The sequence below is a fragment of the Pseudomonas sp. N40(2020) genome (assembly GCF_014472415.1).
In the GTDB taxonomy this organism is placed as follows: Bacteria; Pseudomonadota; Gammaproteobacteria; order Pseudomonadales; family Pseudomonadaceae; genus Aquipseudomonas.
In genome coordinates, this window is record NZ_JACSZV010000018.1 from 81,917 (window position 1) to 100,521 (window position 18,605).

The 18,605-nt window shown below is 57.6% G+C and carries 14 protein-coding genes; 12 read left to right on the forward strand and 2 right to left on the reverse strand.

Features of this window, described 5'->3' with window-relative positions:
• The first annotated feature begins 292 nt into the window (after nucleotides 1–292).
• From IAI51_RS13765 to pgm, 3 genes are all read left to right on the forward strand, one after another.
• Nucleotides 293–1,759: a hypothetical protein gene (locus IAI51_RS13765; RefSeq protein ID WP_187678983.1), complete on the forward strand. Its 1,467-nt coding sequence runs from the start codon at nucleotides 293–295 to the stop codon at nucleotides 1,757–1,759.
• A 49-nt stretch (nucleotides 1,760–1,808) separates the two neighbouring features.
• The gene (locus tag IAI51_RS13770; RefSeq protein ID WP_187678984.1) at nucleotides 1,809–3,212 is read left to right on the forward strand and encodes a PLP-dependent aminotransferase family protein; all 1,404 of its coding nucleotides are present in this window, start codon (nucleotides 1,809–1,811) and stop codon (nucleotides 3,210–3,212) included.
• Between the two features lie 105 nt (nucleotides 3,213–3,317).
• The gene (gene pgm, locus IAI51_RS13775; protein WP_187678985.1) at nucleotides 3,318–4,964 is read left to right on the forward strand and encodes a phosphoglucomutase (alpha-D-glucose-1,6-bisphosphate-dependent); all 1,647 of its coding nucleotides are present in this window, start codon (nucleotides 3,318–3,320) and stop codon (nucleotides 4,962–4,964) included.
• A gap of 73 nt (nucleotides 4,965–5,037) precedes the next feature.
• Here the strand turns inward: pgm and IAI51_RS13780 are convergent, their stop codons facing one another.
• The gene (locus tag IAI51_RS13780) at nucleotides 5,038–5,733 is read right to left on the reverse strand and encodes a pirin family protein (protein WP_187678986.1); all 696 of its coding nucleotides are present in this window, start codon (nucleotides 5,731–5,733) and stop codon (nucleotides 5,038–5,040) included.
• A gap of 277 nt (nucleotides 5,734–6,010) precedes the next feature.
• Between IAI51_RS13780 and IAI51_RS13785 the strand changes: the two genes are divergently transcribed.
• Complete coding sequence (locus IAI51_RS13785) at nucleotides 6,011–8,485, forward strand: UvrD-helicase domain-containing protein (RefSeq protein WP_187678987.1); 2,475 nt, start codon at nucleotides 6,011–6,013, stop codon at nucleotides 8,483–8,485.
• A 50-nt stretch (nucleotides 8,486–8,535) separates the two neighbouring features.
• Here the strand turns inward: IAI51_RS13785 and IAI51_RS13790 are convergent, their stop codons facing one another.
• Nucleotides 8,536–8,808, reverse strand: a complete 273-nt coding sequence (locus tag IAI51_RS13790) for a DUF1652 domain-containing protein (RefSeq protein WP_187678988.1) — start codon at nucleotides 8,806–8,808, stop codon at nucleotides 8,536–8,538.
• 264 nt (nucleotides 8,809–9,072) lie between these two features.
• Between IAI51_RS13790 and IAI51_RS13795 the strand changes: the two genes are divergently transcribed.
• From IAI51_RS13795 to IAI51_RS13830, 8 genes are all read left to right on the forward strand, one after another.
• On the forward strand, nucleotides 9,073–9,888 hold the full coding sequence (locus IAI51_RS13795; RefSeq protein ID WP_187678989.1) for a helix-turn-helix domain-containing protein: 816 nt from the start codon (nucleotides 9,073–9,075) through the stop codon (nucleotides 9,886–9,888).
• Nucleotides 9,889–9,940: 52 nt separating this feature from the next.
• Nucleotides 9,941–11,347, forward strand: a complete 1,407-nt coding sequence (locus IAI51_RS13800; RefSeq protein ID WP_187678990.1) for an NAD(P)/FAD-dependent oxidoreductase — start codon at nucleotides 9,941–9,943, stop codon at nucleotides 11,345–11,347.
• A gap of 54 nt (nucleotides 11,348–11,401) precedes the next feature.
• The gene (locus IAI51_RS13805) at nucleotides 11,402–11,746 is read left to right on the forward strand and encodes a cupin domain-containing protein (protein ID WP_187678991.1); all 345 of its coding nucleotides are present in this window, start codon (nucleotides 11,402–11,404) and stop codon (nucleotides 11,744–11,746) included.
• A 55-nt stretch (nucleotides 11,747–11,801) separates the two neighbouring features.
• Nucleotides 11,802–12,887 (forward strand): polyamine ABC transporter substrate-binding protein, encoded by a 1,086-nt coding sequence (locus IAI51_RS13810; RefSeq protein ID WP_187678992.1) that lies wholly within the window; start codon nucleotides 11,802–11,804, stop codon nucleotides 12,885–12,887.
• A gap of 399 nt (nucleotides 12,888–13,286) precedes the next feature.
• Entirely contained in the window at nucleotides 13,287–14,753 is a 1,467-nt protein-coding gene (locus IAI51_RS13815; RefSeq protein ID WP_187678993.1) for a serralysin family metalloprotease, read from the forward strand.
• Between the two features lie 92 nt (nucleotides 14,754–14,845).
• Complete coding sequence (locus tag IAI51_RS13820) at nucleotides 14,846–15,274, forward strand: AprI/Inh family metalloprotease inhibitor (RefSeq protein WP_187678994.1); 429 nt, start codon at nucleotides 14,846–14,848, stop codon at nucleotides 15,272–15,274.
• A gap of 204 nt (nucleotides 15,275–15,478) precedes the next feature.
• Nucleotides 15,479–17,257 carry a type I secretion system permease/ATPase gene (locus IAI51_RS13825; protein ID WP_187678995.1) on the forward strand — a complete coding sequence of 593 codons (1,779 nt, stop codon included), beginning with the start codon at nucleotides 15,479–15,481 and terminating at the stop codon, nucleotides 17,255–17,257.
• On the forward strand, nucleotides 17,254–18,603 hold the full coding sequence (locus tag IAI51_RS13830) for an HlyD family type I secretion periplasmic adaptor subunit (RefSeq protein WP_187678996.1): 1,350 nt from the start codon (nucleotides 17,254–17,256) through the stop codon (nucleotides 18,601–18,603). Before IAI51_RS13825 ends, IAI51_RS13830 begins: the two co-directional genes overlap by 4 nt.
• Nucleotides 18,604–18,605: the final 2 nt, after the last annotated feature.

Consider the following 18,605-nt stretch of genomic DNA (forward strand, 5'->3'; position numbering starts at 1 on the left):
GTTTAATTGTTGTAGGTTTATTCGGAAACTGCTTCTCTTTTTCTTGTACTCATTTGTCGTGGGACGTTGTGGGAAGTTTCCTAGGAATCCAAAATAAAAGAAAAACATCAATGATTACAGTCGCTTGAAGCGCCAATCCTGCATTTGGCGGTTTTTTTATAGCTTAAGTGTTTCAAGTGACTACAGATTTGTAAGTGTTAGCATCTGAATGTCTATTACTTATTGATGAATTGTCATGCGACTGATGTTTCGGTTTGCGCGGCATGAAACTTTTGATACCGGGTAAATACCGATGAGCACGATCCATGATCAGGCAATGAATTATGTCTACCAGCAAGTATTGCAACGTTTGCTGAGTTTCTTCTCTCGCGCCGAACGCACGGCATTGCAGTTGTTGATCCAGCGACTCGTCGTGGCGGCTGGCGGCATGGAGAACATCGGTCATTTCAAGGTGCTGGTAAACCAGTCCGGATCACGCGACAGCTGTTACACGCTGGCCTTGTTACGGGCGGCGCAACTGAGTATTGCGGGGCGTGCGCCCGCGACTTTTCAACTGCGGGTGGCGACCCTGCGCTGGAGTGGCAACAGTCATACGGCACTGCAGAATATGCACCGCAGCTACAGCGCGCTCTTCCTTTATGACGATCCTCGGGTCGAACTGTTGATGGTGGATCATCGCCAGGTCTTGCCCTTCGATCATCAGGCACCCATCTGCGAAGAGGGGCGTGAAGCCAACCGCGTCAACCTGCTGCTGATCGGCCATCGTAGAACCTTCAGTGAAGTGCTCGAATTGTGGGATGACGCTTATCTGGCCACGGCCGAGTTCTACGGTCAGATCGCCCGATGGAACAATGGCGTTGATGCAATGATCGGCAGTGAGTCTGCGCGTCGTCAAAAGCACTTTCTCGACGGATTGAGTCGCGCAGTGCAGAAAGCGGCAATTGCCGGACCGATTGTCGGTGGTTCAGGCTTTGAGATTTTGTTCCCATTGCTTGACGGTCTGGGCGGGGATTATTACCGCGAATTTTATACGGAGGAGGAGCGTGTAGCGTGGCGGCCCGAAGGTCAATTTGAAACCTGCCGGCGCACCGGTTTCATTAACATCAATGACATGATTGTCGGCAAACTCGAAGAGCGTTGGCCCTTACTCAGCGACTTCCTGGGGTTTCAGACGGATGAGCTGACGCTTTATCAGGGTGACGATGAATACGCGGACCCCTTGGTGGCAGCGCATCTGCAAGGTATGCAGGCGCAATTCATCGAGGATCGCACTTACGAGTCTGGAATCAGTGACTACCTTCAAAGCAGCTTGAATGCGATGCGCCGCAAGCAAGTGCCTGAGCCGGTGTGTGAACAACTGCTATGCAGTTTCGGCAATCCGCAAGAACCTGAACAGTTGCGACAGCAGGCAGAGAGCTGCCTGATGGCCAACTTCGATCTGAACGAAATTCAGCTGACCTGCCTGTTGTTTGCGCCGTTCATTGACAGCGGCGCCGGTCTTGAACGGTTTTTACGCAGTTGCCATCCCGGCATGTTGGTGGCACTGCCAGATTTGCATCGGGCGATGCAGGGCTTGCATGCTCCGGAACAGGTACTCAAATGGATGACGGACGTCAGCGGATTGCCCGTCAGTTTGATCGTCCGTCTCTACGCAATGGGGCCGATTCGCATCATCGCATCCAGCGACTTGGTCTCGCAGGACGGAAGTCTGGACAAGGCGGTTTCCGGATCGGCAGCCGATCGGTCGGCGGAAGGCTGATTGTGAGTTATTTGCCGGAAAATGAATCGGTATCCAGGGATGTGGGTTCGTGAAAGCGTTGCGCGAAAACGACTTCATTTATCAGGCGGTTTACCGTTATCTGACATTACTGATCGACGAAGCGGGAAGCAGCTCGGCGGCGCGTTTGCCCTCATTGCGGCAACTGGCAGAGCGGTTGAATGTGTCCATCTCGACCGTCCAGTACGCTTATTCGCTGCTGGAAAAGGAAGGACGCGTCTATTCGATAGCCAAGTCCGGATATTACGCGCAAGCGCTACCCAGCATGCAACTGCCCGGTGATGGCACTGATCTGCTCGAAACCGTCTACGTCAACGCCAGGCGACCGGGCATGTGTGTGTTGAGTAACGACGAGCCGGCTTCACTGCAACCGCTCGACAGCCCATTGTTGATGCTAGAACGGGAGCTGCTTCGCCAATACCCGCGCCAGCCACAATTGGCGGTGCAGCCCTGCGGCGAACTGGAGTTGCGCACCGTACTGGCTGCGCGCTATACCTCGTCAACGGTGAATTTCTGGCATGCGGATGACGTTTATATCGGCGCAGACCTGCGCGGGGTGTTGGAAATACTGATTTCTGTACTCCAATTGCGGCGCGCCACCGTGGTGGTTGAATCGCCGTGTGACTGGGTAATCTTGCGCCTGCTGGAAGCCGCCGAAGTACGGGTTATCGAATTGCCGCTACTGGCGGGTGGAGTGATCGATCCCCAACGGCTGGAGTCGTTGCTCAAGAGCGAACCTGTGCGGTTGATCCTGTTGTCTTCAGCGTTGAGCATGCCTCAGGGCAGCCTGTTGCCCCATGCCAATCGTCAGGCCATCGCCCATTTGCTCGGGTGTCATGGCACCTGGGTTCTGGAAAACGACTGCTACAGCGAACTCGATGATGAAGGTGGCGACTCTCGGCATCTGCGCGACTGGCTCGACCCTGATCGTTTGCTGGTGTTTTCCACGTTCGAGAAATTCATCGGTGCAGAAGCGCCTTTCGGATTTGTCCTGTCGCACCATTGGCGCAGTGAGCTGCAGCGCCATTTCCTGTTGCGCGCATTCCGTTTATCACCGATCCGCCAGAAAGCGATCGCCAGGCTGTTGGCCGGCGGCCGGCTGGATCAGCATTTGTGCATACTGCGGCGGATGCTCAAGGAGCGCCGTACGCAATTGATTCAGTTATTGCGTGAGCGCCTGGGCGATGCGTTGCAGATTATCGAGCCGCAGGGCGGGGCGACGGTGTGGGCGCGCTCGCTACGCCCGGTGGACATGGGCAACGTGTTCCATCGCCTGCTTAAGCAGCAGATCATCATTGCGCCCGGGGAGTTGTTCAGCCTGCAGGGTTTGCATGCGCACCATCTGCGCTTGAGCCCATTGACTCATGGCGATCACGATCTGGTCAGCGTCGTCGGGCTGCTGGGCGACGCATTGCGGTTGGCACCGGATGAGTAACGTTAAAAAACATCGGAAGAGTTCCGGATAGATCCCTTCGCATAGCGGTCAAACTGCCAGTAAACTGCGCTCTATTCCTGAACCACTCTATTTCAGAGGTCATGCATGACTATCAGTCCTTTTGCGGGCAAACCGGCACCGGCAGAATTGTTGGTCGACATCCCGCGACTGGTAACGGCTTATTACACCGGCCAACCTGACGCTTCCATTTCCACCCAGCGTGTGGCGTTCGGCACCTCCGGTCACCGCGGCAGTTCCTTCGACTTGAGTTTCAACGAATGGCACGTTCTGGCCATCAGCCAGGCAATCTGCCTGTACCGAGAAGCCCAAGGGATTACCGGCCCATTGTTTGTCGGCATCGACACTCATGCACTGTCGACCCCGGCCGGGGCCAGTGCGCTGGAGGTTTTGGCAGCCAACGGTGTCACCGTGATGATCGCCGAAGGCGACGAATATACGCCGACGCCTGCCATATCCCACGCCATTCTCTGCTACAACCGCGGCCGTACCTCGGGCCTGGCCGACGGCATCGTCATCACGCCCTCGCACAACCCGCCACAAAGCGGTGGCTACAAATACAATCCAACAAACGGCGGCCCGGCCGACACCCACATCACCAAGTGGATCGAAGCCAAGGCCAATGAATTGCTGGTCAACAAACTGGCTGGCGTGAAACGCATCAGCTACGAGCAGGCGCTGAAGGCCAGCACTACCCATCGCCACGACTACGTGAATACCTACGTTGCCGATCTGATCAACGTGATCGATTTCGACGCCATTCGTGATGCCAAACTGCATCTGGGTGTCGATCCTTTGGGCGGAGCAGGGGTGCGCTACTGGTCGGCCATCGCCGAGCACTACCGTCTCGATCTGGACGTAGTGAACAAGCAAGTCGATTCGACCTTCCGTTTCATGACCGTTGACTGGGACGGCCAGATTCGAATGGACCCGTCGTCCAGCCACGCGATGCAAGGCCTGATCGGTCTGAAAGAGCGTTTTGACGTGGCGTTTGCCTGCGACCCGGATCACGACCGCCACGGCATCGTCACGCCTTCGGGTGGCCTGCTTGCGCCAAACAACTATCTGGCGGTGTCCATCGATTACCTGTTCCAGAACCGTCCGCAATGGCGTGCCGATGCTGGCGTGGGTAAAACCGTGGTCAGCAGCGGTTTGATCGACCGCGTCGCCAAGCGTCTGGGGCGTCGTCTGTATGAAGTACCGGTCGGTTTCAAATGGTTCGCTGACGGCCTCTTCGACGGTTCGCTGGGTTTTGGTGGCGAAGAAAGTGCCGGCGCCTCGTTCCTGCGCAAGGACGGCGGCGTATGGAGTACCGACAAGGACGGTCTGATTCCGGCATTGCTTGCTGCAGAAATGACTGCTCGTACCGGCCGCGATCCAAGCCAGGCTTATCGCGCGTTGACCGAAGAACTGGGCGAGCCGTTCTCGGTGCGCGTCGACGCCAAGGCCAATCCGGAGCAGAAAGCACTGCTGAGCAAGCTGTCGCCAACGCAGGTGACCTCGACAGAACTGGCAGGCGAGAAGATTCAGAGCATTCTCAGCCACGCGCCGGGCAACGATCAGGCCATTGGCGGCTTGAAGGTAATGACCGAAAACGGCTGGTTCGCCGCACGTCCGTCTGGCACCGAAGACATTTACAAAATCTACGCCGAAAGCTTCATCGGCGACGACCACCTCAAGCAATTGGTGGCCGAGGCGCAGACCTTGGTGGATGGTGCTATTTCCAGCAAGTGATGCTCCTTGAAATCGCAGCATAAAAAAGGGCAACCCTCGCGGTTGCCCTTTTTTACGTCTGCAATTCAAGCACTCAAGCCAGATCCACCAACACGATCTCACTGTCTTCAATCGCCGTAACCGTCAGCACCTGTTCATGCGCCACCGCCACACCATCGCGAGCTTGCGCACGCAGGCCGTTGACTTCAATTACGCCAGTGGCCGGCACCAGATAAGCCCGGCGCCCTTCGTCGAGGCGATATTCAGCTGTTTCCCCAGCCTTGATGTTCGCCGCGACCAAGCGTGCATCGGCACGAATTCGCAGGCTTTGATCATCGCCATCCTTACCGCTGGCAAGCGTTACAAAGCCTTCACGCTGACCTTTCGGGAAGGGTTTCGCGCCCCATGACGGCGGCGCGCCGGTTTCGGTGGGCAGAATCCAGATCTGGAAGATTTTCGTGTCTGCGGCTTCCAGATTGTATTCACTGTGCGCGATGCCGGTGCCGGCACTCATCACTTGCACGTCGCCAGCCTCGGTGCGGCCCTTGTTGCCCAGATTGTCCTGGTGGGTGATCGCACCTTCACGTACATAGGTGATGATTTCCATGTCGCGATGCGGGTGCTGCGGGAAACCGGTGCCTGCGGCAATCACGTCGTCATTCCACACCCGCAGATTGCCCCAGCTCATGCGTTGCGGATCGTAGTATTCGGCGAACGAAAAATGGTGATGGGCATCCAGCCAGCCATGATGGGCGCCGCCCAGCGAGCTGAAAGGTCTGAGTTCAAGCATGATCGTCTCCTCAAAAGGTTTGTCGCGGGGCGAGAGAGCCGCACCCGGCGCAAGACCGGTGGTTTATGACGACGATCATCTATCAGTCAATCATCGATAAAAAGCGTAAAAAATGCGGCATTATCATCGGATAAATTGATAGAAGAGGGCGTCGAAACCGTTTCATCTCACCTTCAATTCATCGCCTAAACCAATGACGCGTAAGCATTTCGCTAGAACTCAGCGGTAAATAAAGACACCATAGCCGCAACAGCCTTACCCACTGGAGCCCATTAGCGTGGCGCAACACACCCCCGATCTTCCTCCTGAACTCCGTCCGCTGGCTGAGATGCCTTGGTTCAAGCGCCTGGCCGCACGTTTCTTTGGTCATGGTTTGACTCGGTTGCGGGCTCAGCACCGTGCGTCATGGCTGCACGGCCAGGCTGACGGCTTTCGCAGCGGTCACACTGCGGGCGTCGAGTACGGCTTTAAAGAGGGCAAGCTCGAGGGGCTGGAGGAAGGCCGGCAAGTGTTGCTGATCCGCGACAGTCGCAGCACCGAACATCGTCCGCCGAGCGTCGACAATCACTTGTTCGACGATTGGCGCCTGCCACTCACCGCCGAGCTGAAGAAACGCATCAAGGCCGATGTCGCTAGATTGTTGCCGGGACACGCTCAGCCGAGTGCCGCGCAATGGAAGATGATTTTCAGCGAGACACCGTCAACTTCCGTGGTCGCTGGTGCCGGAGCAGGCAAGTCGACCACGCTGGTGCTGCGCATTCTGCTGCTGACCCACTATCTCGGCTTCGAAATCGATTCGATGACCGTAGTGACCTTCACCCGCGAGTCGCGCAAGGACTTCATCAACAAACTGATCGAGATTTTTGCTCTTTGGGGTCAAGTATTGAGCTTGAAACAGGCGCGGGAACTGGTGCGAACCTTTCACTCGCGCATTCTGCCGATGGTGCGCAGCCTGCCGGGATTCGAACGCTTGCAGGCATTCGAGAACCTCAGCCATCGCGCGCAGGGCGCTGACGAGGAGGTCGACAGCAATCCATTCGACCTGCGCATCAACGATGCTCAGCGCCAGCAGCTCAATGCCTGCTACCACCGCTTATTCAGCCAGGACGAGCGTTTCCGCCAGTTGATTCAGCCTATGGCCAAGACGGGCTTGCAGCTCAGAGAGCTGGAGCGCGATCACCCGGATGTGCAAAAGCGTATGGCTGTCACCGAGCTGGCGGCCAAACGCGACGAAGAACTCTGCGATGTCATTGAAGATTTGTGGTTTCGTGCGGGTGCCTGGCCCATCAAAGGCATCGAACCAAACCGTCAGACTTTCGAAATCAACGGGGCGAAATTCCATTGCCATGGCTATATCCCAAGCCTCGACGCCTGGGTGGTGCTCGGTTTCGATCCACGGGAAAACCCACAGCTCAGCCGGCCAAATGCCAAGCTCTCCGTTCGCGCAGAGTGGGCGGTCAAGCGCACCTTGTTTCAAGCTTTCTGTCGTAAGCCATTGATTTGGATAGATAGTTACGAGTCGGCCAAGCGTGTGCTCGCGACATTGGCGGCGGATGCCAGCGCCGGTCCGGGCTTCGATTACAAAGTCAAAGGCGAACTGGCCTCCGCGCCTTTGCTCGACTGTTTCGTTGCAGCAGCAGGCTTCATCGAGAACCTGGGACTGGATGTGCCTGACGCTGTCGGACGTATGAGTTTCGCCAAGGACGATCCGGACCGGTTTTTCTTCGAGGCGCTGAGCCTGTTCTGGCGTGCTCTGGAAGATCATCTGCTCGACCAGAAGCCGCCGATCATGACCTACAACCGCATGTTCGCGCTGTTCAGTGAGCACTCGCCAGAGAACCTCAAGCTGCTCAGCGATGAATTGCTCCGGCCGATGGCGCACCTGATGATCGATGAATTTCAGGACGTTTCGCCGCAGATCGTTTCCTGGATCCGCGCAAGCCTCAACGAAATCCGCAGTCGTGGCCCCGCGATGCATTTCGGGCGGGGCGCGCAACGTTCATCGCTGCTCTGTGTCGGCGATGATTGGCAGTCGATTTATGGCTGGCGCGGCAGTTCACCAAGCTATTTCATGGAGTTCAACAAGGAATTCCCGTCTCCGAGCACCACACGGGTAATGCTCAGCGACAACTATCGCAGTCATCAGCACATCATCGATGCGGCTGAACACATCGTTCGCGCTGCGCCGGCGATCCCCGGCAAGAAAGCCAAGGCCAGTGGCGAACCCAAGGTTTTGCAGCCAGTCAACGTGCTGGAGCGTGACGATCAAGCCTTGGGGCAACGCCTTGCCGACCACTATCGACAGGGCCATTCAATCCTGATGCTTTATCGAAAAAGCAGCGATAAGTTGTTGATTGAAGAACATATTCAGTCGGTAGTTAATGTTGATTCGAGCTTGCCGTACGAAGCCAGAAGACTCAAACAGCTGACTTATCACAGCGCCAAAGGCTTGCAGGCAGACGCGGTGTTTCTGCTCGGAGACTGCCAGCACCTGACCAGTTCGCCGTACAAGAATCAGGTGTATCGCATGGCCGGTCTGGGCAAAAATGGCGACAGCGAGCCATACGATACTGCGCAAAAGGATGAAATCCTGCGCCTGGCCTACGTCGGGATTACGAGGGCAGTCAGCCATTGCTACTGGTATGTCGAGCCGCAAGAAGTGCAAGCGGTGAATATGCCCCGGGCGTCTGATCGGGTGGTGAAGGACAAACCGTTCTTCCTCGATCATCGAACGGAAAAGTCCACCGCATGAGCCACAAAAAAAGCCCGCAAACTGTGCGGGCTTTTTTGTAAATCAAGAGGTTATGCATAACTCCTGAGAGATTCTGGAGGAATGAAAGTCTCAAGCTCATCCTCCACAGCCTCGATAATTCGCTCGACATCGGCCGCATTCATCACTGTGGCACACGGGATGCCAGCAATGGCGATCATGGTTTCGCCGCTGGCGCGATCAAACAGACGGGCAATCATGCTGCCCGGCGCATCCATCGTCGCCTCGAAACCCATGGGATGAAAATGCCAGCGCATCAGCTGGCAGGCATTGGGGAATGTGACTTTGCTTGAACCTTTATTCATATGTTGCCCGCCTTCTTCATCGAGCGCTTCCGTTTGCTCATGTTAGGTGGGAAGAGCCTTCATTGGCTCAACCGGTGACTTGCCATTAAAGGTAGCATCTCGATGTGAAATTTCTGTGGGAGTTTTCAGTTCATTTTGCGATTGCTTCGCATCTTTTGATGTAAGTCATGGCCTACGCGATCATCGCCGCAGTGCCACTGCAGATTAGCCATTGATGCACGTGCCGAACTTGGGCAAGCTCGGTTCTTTTTCGCCGAGCTCCTTATGCACGCCGACGACGACGGCCCAGAACAGACCAAGGCCACGGCTGCCACGGTCATGCGCTACCACCTGAGCTGGAAACACCGCGAGCTGGACAGCGTCATGGCGCTGTATCACCCGGATATCCAGTACAACGATTTTTTCCAGAACCGCGTACTGGGCCTCGACGAGTTGCGCGAGTATGTGCGCGTCAGCATGCCGCGGGAATTCGACGAAGCGCTGGAGCATTGCGACCGGATCCGTGTCGACGGCAACACAGCGTTCATTCAATACGAAGTGACCTTGCGCGGTGGCGACGGTCTGGTGTCGTTCCGTTCCAGTGAGGCGATCACGGTCAGGGACGGTTTGATCTGGCGTGTCAACGAGTACGCCTCACTGGTGCGTGGGCAAACCAGTGACAAGACAACGCCGAGCCAGCGTCCGGCCGTCAGTCGATTGGGACTTTCTCCGCGCCAACTGAGCTTCATGGCTGACGATCTGCAGCAATATTTCGAGCGGCAACAGCCGTATCTTGATCCTGAGCTTGATCTGCAACGGGTGGCGAAGGAGTGCGGATACAGCCGTAACCAGATTTCCTACCTGCTCAATCAAGTGCTTGGGCAAAGCTTTTATCGCTACGTCAATCAGGCACGGTTACAGCATTTGCTCAAATCCCTGGACGCCGCCACGGCGCCAGTGCGTATCGATGAGCTGGCCTTTGCGGCCGGATTCAACTCGCTATCGGCGTTCTACAGCTGTTTCCGGCAGCACACCGGTCAGTCGCCCAAGGCTTACGCCAAACAAATTTCTTTGCGGACACGCGCGCAAGACAGCCTCTGAGCTTGCGCACTAGGATCGACGCCATCGAAGGTTTTCAGTGGCGGAGTCTTGCATGCCGGCGTGGCGCACTATCAGTTTGTGGATGGATCAACTCGATGAGCCGCTGATCGCGCGGCCGGAGCTTGAACGGGATCTGGACGTCGACGTGGCGATCATCGGCGCCGGTTACACCGGGCTGTGGACGGCGTACTACCTGAAGAAACAGGCCCCGGACCTGGACATCGCGATCATTGAGGCGCAAACCGCCGGGTTCGGCGCGTCCGGCCGTAACGGCGGTTGGCTGATGGGCAATCTGCTCGGTGAAGATCGTCTGCTGGCCGGGTTGTCGCCAGAGCAGCGTCGCGCCTCGTTCGATCTGCTGCACAGCATCCCCGATGAAGTGGAAGTTGTCCTCGAACGCGAAGGCATTGACTGCGATTACCGCAAGGGCGGCGTTTTGTACTGCGCCGCGCGTTACCCGGAGCAGGAAGCCAGTCTGCGTGAATACCTCGCCAGCCTGCACGCCCAAGGCCTGACCGACAACGACTACCGCTGGCTCAGCCCCGAGCAACTGGCGCAGCAGATCCGCATCGCCAAACCGTACGGCGGCATTTATGCGCCACACGTGGCGACCATCCACCCAGCCAAACTGGTTCGAGGCCTTGCGCGCACCGTGCAGAACATGGGCGTGAAAATTTACGAAAACAGCCCTGTCACGCGCTGGCAGTCGGGTAGCGTGCGCACGGCAAAGGCCAGTGTGCGCAGTCGCTGGATCGTGCCGGCAGTTGAAGGGTATGCGGTGACATTACCGCCGCTGGGGCGCTATCAGTTGCCGGTGCAAAGCCTGATCGTCGCCACCGAGCCGTTGTCCGCCGCGACCTGGGACGAGATCGGCCTCAGTCGCGGCCAGGCCTTCAGCGAGTTCAGTCGCCAGGTGACGTATGGCCAGCGCAGTGCCGACAACCGTTTGATCTTCGGCGCCCGTGGCGGCTATCAGTTTGCAGGCAAGCTGCGCCACAACTTTGACCTGACCCGCGATGAGGTCGAACTGCGTCGCTACTTGTTCGGTGAACTGTTCCCGCAACTGAAAAACGTACAGATCACCCACGCCTGGGGCGGCAATCTGGGCATGTCCCGGCATTTCAAACCGCACATGCTCTGCGATCGGGCCAACGGCATTGCGCTGTCCGGCGGCTATGGCGGGGAGGGCGTTGGTGCCAGCAATCTCGGTGGCCGCACTCTCGCGGATCTGATTCTGGAACGCGACACAGAACTGGTTAAACAGCCGTGGGTGCTGCCGGATGGCGGAATTCACGCGCTACGTGCGTGGGAGCCGGAGCCGTGCCGCTGGCTCGGCTACAACGCGATCATCAAAAGCTTCGTCCACGAAGACCAGACCCTGGCCAACCCGGCGACCGCGCCATGGCGGCGCAAGCTCGCCAGTCAGGTGGCCGGTTTCATGGAAGGTTTCATGCACTGAGCGTCAACGCAATCCAAAAAAAGCCACCAAGAAAGCCCCAAGACAGGTAACGCCATGAGCATCACCCAGTTCAAAAACACCGCCACGCTCCAACTGGAAGAATCCAATCCGGTGGCCGTACCGCTCGGCGAACCGATCGCCATTGCCTCGACCACCAGCGTCGAGCGTGAAGACGGCGTCGAAACCGGCGTCTGGGAGTGCACGCCCGGGCGTTGGCGCCGGCAGATTACCGCTCAGGAGTTCTGCCACTTCATCTCCGGGCGCTGCACGTTCACCCCGGATGACGGCGGCGAAACCCTGCATATACAAGGCGGCGATGCACTGATGTTGCCGGCCAACACGCTCGGTATCTGGGATATCCACGAGACCGTGCGCAAGACCTACGTACTGATTTTCTGATTGTTTGATCCTTTGATTGCCTGCCAACAACAATAGCCTCTACAGGAATCGACCCATGATCCAGAAAACCCTCGCCCTGGCGCCGCTGCTGCTGGTCGCCTCCATCAGTCACGCCGCCGACACGGTCAAGGTCTACAACTGGTCCAGCTACATTGCGCCGGACACCACCAAGAATTTTCAGAAAGAAACCGGCATCGGCGTCACCTATGACGTGTACGACAGCAACGAAACTCTCGACGGCAAGTTGATGACCGGCAACTCAGGTTATGACGTGGTGTTCCCGTCCAACCACTTCATGGCCCGGCAGATTCAGGGTGGGGCGCTGAAGAAGCTCGACAAGAGCCAGTTACCGAACTGGAAGAATCTCAATCCGGTGCTGCTCAAGGCTTTGCAGACCAACGATCCGGGCAACGAGCACGGTTTTCCGTATCTGTGGGGTAGCACCGGCATCGGTTACAACGTCGCCAAGATCAAAGCGGTGCTGGGCGACGACGCACCGGTGGATTCCTGGGATCTGATCTTCAAGCCCGAGTACATGGAAAAACTGCAGAAGTGCGGCGTAGCCATCCTCGACAATGGCCCGGAACTGCTCCCGGCCGCGCTCAACTACCTGGGCCTGCCGCACCACAGCAAGAATCCCGAGGACTACAAAAAGGCCGAGGCGCTCCTGATGAAGGTGCGGCCGTACGTGAGCTACTTCCATTCCTCGAAATACACCAGTGACCTGGCCAACGGCGATATCTGCGTGGCCGTCGGTTTCTCCGGCGACATCCTGCAAGCCGAGAGCCGCGCCAAAGAAGCGAAGAACGGTATCGAAATCGGCTACGCAATTCCCAAGGAAGGCGCGGCGATCTGGTTCGACATGGTCGCCATGCCCAACGACGCACCGGACGAGAAGGCCGGTTATGCGTTCATGAACTACCTGCTGCGCCCGGACGTGATGGCGGACATCAGCAACTCCGTGCACTACGCCAATGGCAACGAACAATCCGACAGCCTTATCGACCCGGCCATCAAGAACGACACCAAGGTTTACCCGAGCCCGGAGATGATGGGCAAGCTGTTTGCGCTGGAGGCGATGCCGCTGAATATCGACCGGATTCGCACGCGGGTATGGAACAAAATCCGCACCGGTAGCTAACACAACAAAAATCCTGTGGGAGCGAGCTTGCTCGCTCCCACAATGAGTTTTAAGTGGCTGTTATTGATTGATATCAATCCGCTGGCACGCACTAATAATGTGCAGAAAAGTGAGACGTATCCAACAAAAAGCAACTTACCCATATTTAATATTTAAATAGAAAATCGTCAGACAATTAGGCAATGCCCCGCCCTTTAAAACATTCTTTCGCCCCCCGCGCGCATTGTTTACGGGAGTTTCCCGGAACAGCCAGATTCGATCTCAAAAAAATCCTTTACGACAGATTTCGAATTGTGTCAGGTTTCTTACGCCTTCATTGGGCGAGTGATAGGACGATCTCGCCAGAGATTGTCGCTATCTGACAAAAACTGTTCCATTGCTAAACAAGGAAGTGTGTTTATGTCGAAAGTTAAATCGAATGCTATTGATACTGCCGAACAGGCTTTTCTGCTGTCCGCGGCGCCGCAACCTCTGGCCGCAGCCAGCTCGGCGTACAATCAGATCAATAGCTTCAGCCATCAATATGATCGTGGCGGCAACCTCACGGTCAATGGCAAACCCTCCTTCTCCGTCGACCAGGCCGCAACCCAGTTGCTGCGCGACGGCGCTGCCTACCAGGACAAGGACGGCAGCGGCAAGATTGAACTTACCTACACGTTCCTGACGTCGGCATCGTCCAGCACGATGAACAAGCACGGGATCAGCGGGTTCAGTCAGTTCAGTGTTCAGCAACAAGCCCAGGCCAAGCTCGCCATGCAATCCTGGGCCGATGTGGCCAATGTCACCTTCACCGAAAAAGCCTCGGGCGGCGACGGCCACATGACCTTCGGTAACTACAGCGGTGGTCAGGATGGCGCTGCAGCGTTCGCTTATCTGCCAGGCACCGGCGCCGGCTACGACGGCACCTCGTGGTACCTGATCAACAGTGGCTACACGCAAAACAAAAATCCGGAGTTGAACAACTACGGTCGTCAGACTCTGACTCACGAGATCGGTCACAGCCTCGGTCTGGCCCACCCTGGCGACTACAACGCCGGCAATGGCAACCCGACTTACAACGACGCTTCCTACGGGCAAGACACCCGCGGCTACAGCGTCATGAGTTACTGGAGCGAGAGCAACACCAATCAGAACTTCAGCAAGGGCGGCGTAGAAGCCTATTCCTCCGGCCCGCTGATGGACGATATCGCTGCGATCCAGAAGCTTTACGGTGCCAACACCACCACCCGTACCGGTGACACCACCTACGGCTTCAACTCCAACACCGGTCGCGATTTCCTCAGCGCTTCGTCGTCGAGTGACAAAGTGGTGTTCTCGGTGTGGGATGCGGGCGGCAAGGACACTCTGGACTTCTCGGGTTTCACCCAGAACCAGAAGATCAACCTCAATGACGCTTCGTTCTCCGACGTGGGCGGCCTGGTGGGCAACGTGTCCATCGCCAAGGGCGCGATCATCGAGAACGCCATCGGCGGTTCGGGCAACGATCTGCTGATCGGCAACAGCGTGGCCAACGAGCTCAAGGGCGGTGCCGGCAACGACATCCTCTGGGGCGCTGGCGGTGCCGACAAGCTGTTGGGCGGCGCCGGTTCGGACACGTTTGTGTTCGCGGCCAGCTCGGACTCCAAGCCGGGTGCGATCGATCAGATCCTCGATTTTGTCAGCGGTCTCGACAAATTCGACCTGACCGGTATCACCAAAGGCGCCGGCCTGCACTTCGTCAGTGCCTTCACCGGCGCGATGGGCGATGCAGTTCTGACTTCGTCGGGCGGCAACAGCCTGCTCTCGGTGGATTTCTCCGGGCACGGCGTCGCCGACTTCCAGGTCAGCACCGTTGGCCAGGCAATAACCAGCGACATCGCGGCTTGATGTGAAACAGGAGAGCGGCGCGTGATGCGCCGCTTTCTCGCTTGCATCGTCCTGCCCGGTAGGCAAGGCTAGGCATCGGAGTGAAATGTCCTATGAGTCGAAACGCTTTTACCTACAAGACGCTGGCGTGGCTGATGGCAACGCTGATTATGATTTCTGGAGAAACAAGCATGGCAAGCAGCCTGAGACTCGAAGAACCCTCGGTATTCGCCGGTCAGTGGCAGGCGACCTTGTCGGCTCGGGGCGACTCCCCCGAAGCGCAAAAACTGCAAGACAAGCCTTCGAATACCTGCCTTGTGGAACTGGCTTCAAACAAGACGCTGGGCAAGGGCGCCGACTGCCTGGGTGCATGGCTTGAGGAAGTGCCGATCGGTTGGTTTCCGGATCCTGACGGTTTGTCGATTACCGGCAAGGAGGGCTCAAGAATTCAGTTCTTCAGCCGACAACGTGATGGGCTTTATCTGACGACTTTGAAATCAGGTCTGGTCATTACACTTCAGCGCACTGCGCAATCGTCGTGATGATCAACTAGCTGACAAAGTTTTAATATAAGGCCCTGCTGCGTGGTTATAAGCAGGCTCTTTTATGGCAACTGCACCGTAATAAATAACGGAAGTTGTTATGAAAGTGTAAGCGGCCACCTGAAAAGCAAGTTCCGGCATCGCGCGGATAACTAATTCAAGTCTCGCCCAGAATTGGCGAGAGATATTGACCAGGAAGAATCAATGAAGATGGCGAAGGCCCCAGCCACCGCTCCCTTATTCAAGGCATTGGGTGACTATAAAAGCATTCTGATCAGCGTCGGCTGCTTTACCGCACTGATTAACGTGCTGATGCTGGTGCCCTCCATCTATATGCTCCAGGTCTATGACCGGGTGTTGTCGTCGCAGAACGAAACCACTCTGGTGATGCTGTCGCTGATGGTCGTCGGTTTCTTCGCTTTCATCGGCCTGCTGGAAGTGGTGCGAAGCTTTATCGTGATCCGTATCGGCAGCCAATTGGAGCGCCGTTTCAACCTGCGGGTCTATCAGGCGGCGTTCGAACGCAACCTGTTCAAGGGCGAAGGCAACGCCGGCCAGTCGCTGGGCGACCTGACTCACATTCGCCAATTCGTCACCGGGCCTGCGTTGTTCGCGTTTTTCGATGCGCCGTGGTTCCCGGTGTACCTGTTTGTGATTTACCTGTTCAACGTCTGGCTCGGTGTGCTCGCCACTGCGGGTGCGCTGCTGCTGATCGCATTGGCCTGCCTCAACGAATACATGACCAAAAAGCCGCTGGGCGAAGCCGCCGGTTTTTCGCAGAAGTCCAGCCAGTTGGCCACCAGTCACCTTCACAACGCCGAGACCATTCAGGCGATGGGCATGCTCGGTTCGCTGCGCAAACGCTGGTTCCAGGTGCATTCGCGCTTTCTCGGTCTGCAGAATCAGGCCAGCGACACCGGCGCCGTGATCAGTTCTCTGAGTAAAACCTTGCGTTTATGCCTGCAATCGCTGGTGCTTGGATTGGGCGCGTTGTTGGTCATCAAGGGCGACATGACTGCCGGGATGATGATCGCAGGTTCGATCCTGATGGGCCGCGTGCTGAGTCCGATCGACCAATTGATTGCCGTGTGGAAACAGTGGAGCGGGGCGAAGCTGGCTTACCGGCGTCTCGACGCGTTGTTGCAAGCCTTCCCGCCAAGCGATGACGCGATGGCGCTGCCGGCGCCGAAAGGCCAGATTACCTTCGAGCAAGTCAGCGCCGGCCCGCCGGGGCAGCGTGCCGCGACGTTGCATATGGTCAACTTCAACCTTGGCGCTGGTGAAGTGCTGGGTGTACTGGGTGCGTCCGGCTCCGGCAAGTCGACGCTGGCCCGTGTACTGGTCGGCGTGTGGCCGACACTGGGTGGCACGGTGCGACTGGACGGCGCGGATATCCATCGCTGGAATCGCGACCAACTCGGTCCGTACATTGGCTACTTGCCGCAAGACATCGAACTGTTCAGCGGCAGCATTGCTGAGAACATTGCGCGTTTCAGCGAGGCCGATGCGCAGAAAGTCGTGGCCGCTGCGCAACAGGCGGGTGTCCACGAAATGATCCTGCGCCTGCCGCAAGGCTACGACACGCAACTGGGTGAGGACGGCAGCGGCCTGTCCGGCGGTCAGAAGCAGCGCGTGGCACTGGCTCGCGCCATGTACGGCACGCCAAGTCTGGTGGTGCTGGATGAACCCAACTCCAACCTCGACACCGTCGGTGAAGCGGCATTGGCCAGCGCCATCGCCCAGCTCAAGGCCCAAGGCACCACCGTGGTTTTGGTGGCGCATCGTTCTTCGGTGCTGGCCCAGGCCGACAAGCTGCTGGTGCTCAACGACGGGCGTTTGCAAGCCTTTGGCGCCAGTCAGGACGTGCTCAAGGCGCTGTCTGGCGCCGCCAATGAACAACCTCGCGAGAAAACTGCGCAAGCACCGGGCGGGCTCAGCATGAGTCGGCAGTACCAGCCCACGACAAGGAATTCGGGTGTATGAGCAGCGTCAGCATGAACACTGAAAACGAAGCGAGCATGGAACACGCGTACATCACCGAACGCCCGGAACGCGATGCGAAGTTCTTCGCGCGTATGGGCTGGATTCTGGCGATTGTCGGCGCCGGCAGTTTCTTCACCTGGGCGGCTCTGGCGCCGCTGGATCAGGGTATTCCGGTGCAGGGTACCGTGGTGGTCTCGGGCAAACGTAAAGCGGTGCAGTCGATGAGCAGCGGCGTGGTCAGCCGGATTCTGGTGCGCGAAGGCGAAATCGTGAAACAGGGGCAACCGCTGTTTCGCCTCGACCAGACGCAAGTCGCCGCCGATGTGCAATCGCTTCAAGCGCAATACCGCATGGCCTGGGCCAGTCTGGCGCGCTGGCAGGCCGAGCGTGACAACCTCAAGCAAGTGACCTTTCCGGCCGAGTTGAGCAATGACCCGGACCCGCGTCTGGCGTTGGTCCTTGAAGGTCAGCGTCAGTTGTTCAGCAGCCGCCGCGAAGCGTTCTATCGCGAACAGGCCGGATTGCGCGCCAGTATCGAAGGCGCCACCGCGCAACTGGCCGGCATGCGCCGGGCGCGCACTGACCTCAATGCCCAGGCGGACTCGCTGCAACAACAATTGAGCAACCTGCAACCACTGGCCGACAACGGCTACATCCCGCGCAACCGCTTGATGGAATATCAGCGCCAACTGTCGCAAGTGCAGCAGCAACTGGCGGAAAACACCGGTGAAAGCGGTCGCGTGGAGCAGGGCATCCTCGAATCGCGCCTGAAACTGCAACAGCACAGCGAGGAATATCAGAAGGAAGTCCGCACGCAACTGGCCGACGCGCAGTTGAAAAGCGTCACCCTGTCCGAACAATTGACCTCCGCCGGTTTCGATCTGCAACACAGCGAAATCGTCGCCACGGCGGATGGCGTGGCGGTCAATCTGGGCGTACATACCGAAGGCGCGGTGGTGCGTCAGGGCGAGACCCTGCTGGAGATCGTTCCGCAAGGCACCACCCTGGAAGTGGAAGGACATTTGCCGATCAACCTGATCGACAAGGTTGGCACGCACCTGCCGGTGGACATCCTGTTTACCGCGTTCAACCAGAGTAAAACCCCGCGTGTACCCGGTGAAGTCAGCCTGATTTCCGCCGACCAGATGGTCGATGAGAAAACCGGCGTGCCGTACTACGTGTTGCGCAGCAGCGTCAGCGATCAGGCCATGGAAAAGCTCAATGGTCTGGTGATCAAGCCCGGCATGCCGGCAGAAATGTTTGTGCGCACCGGTGAACGTTCACTCCTCAACTATCTGTTCAAACCGCTGCTCGACCGGGCCGGCTCTGCGTTGACCGAAGAATAAGG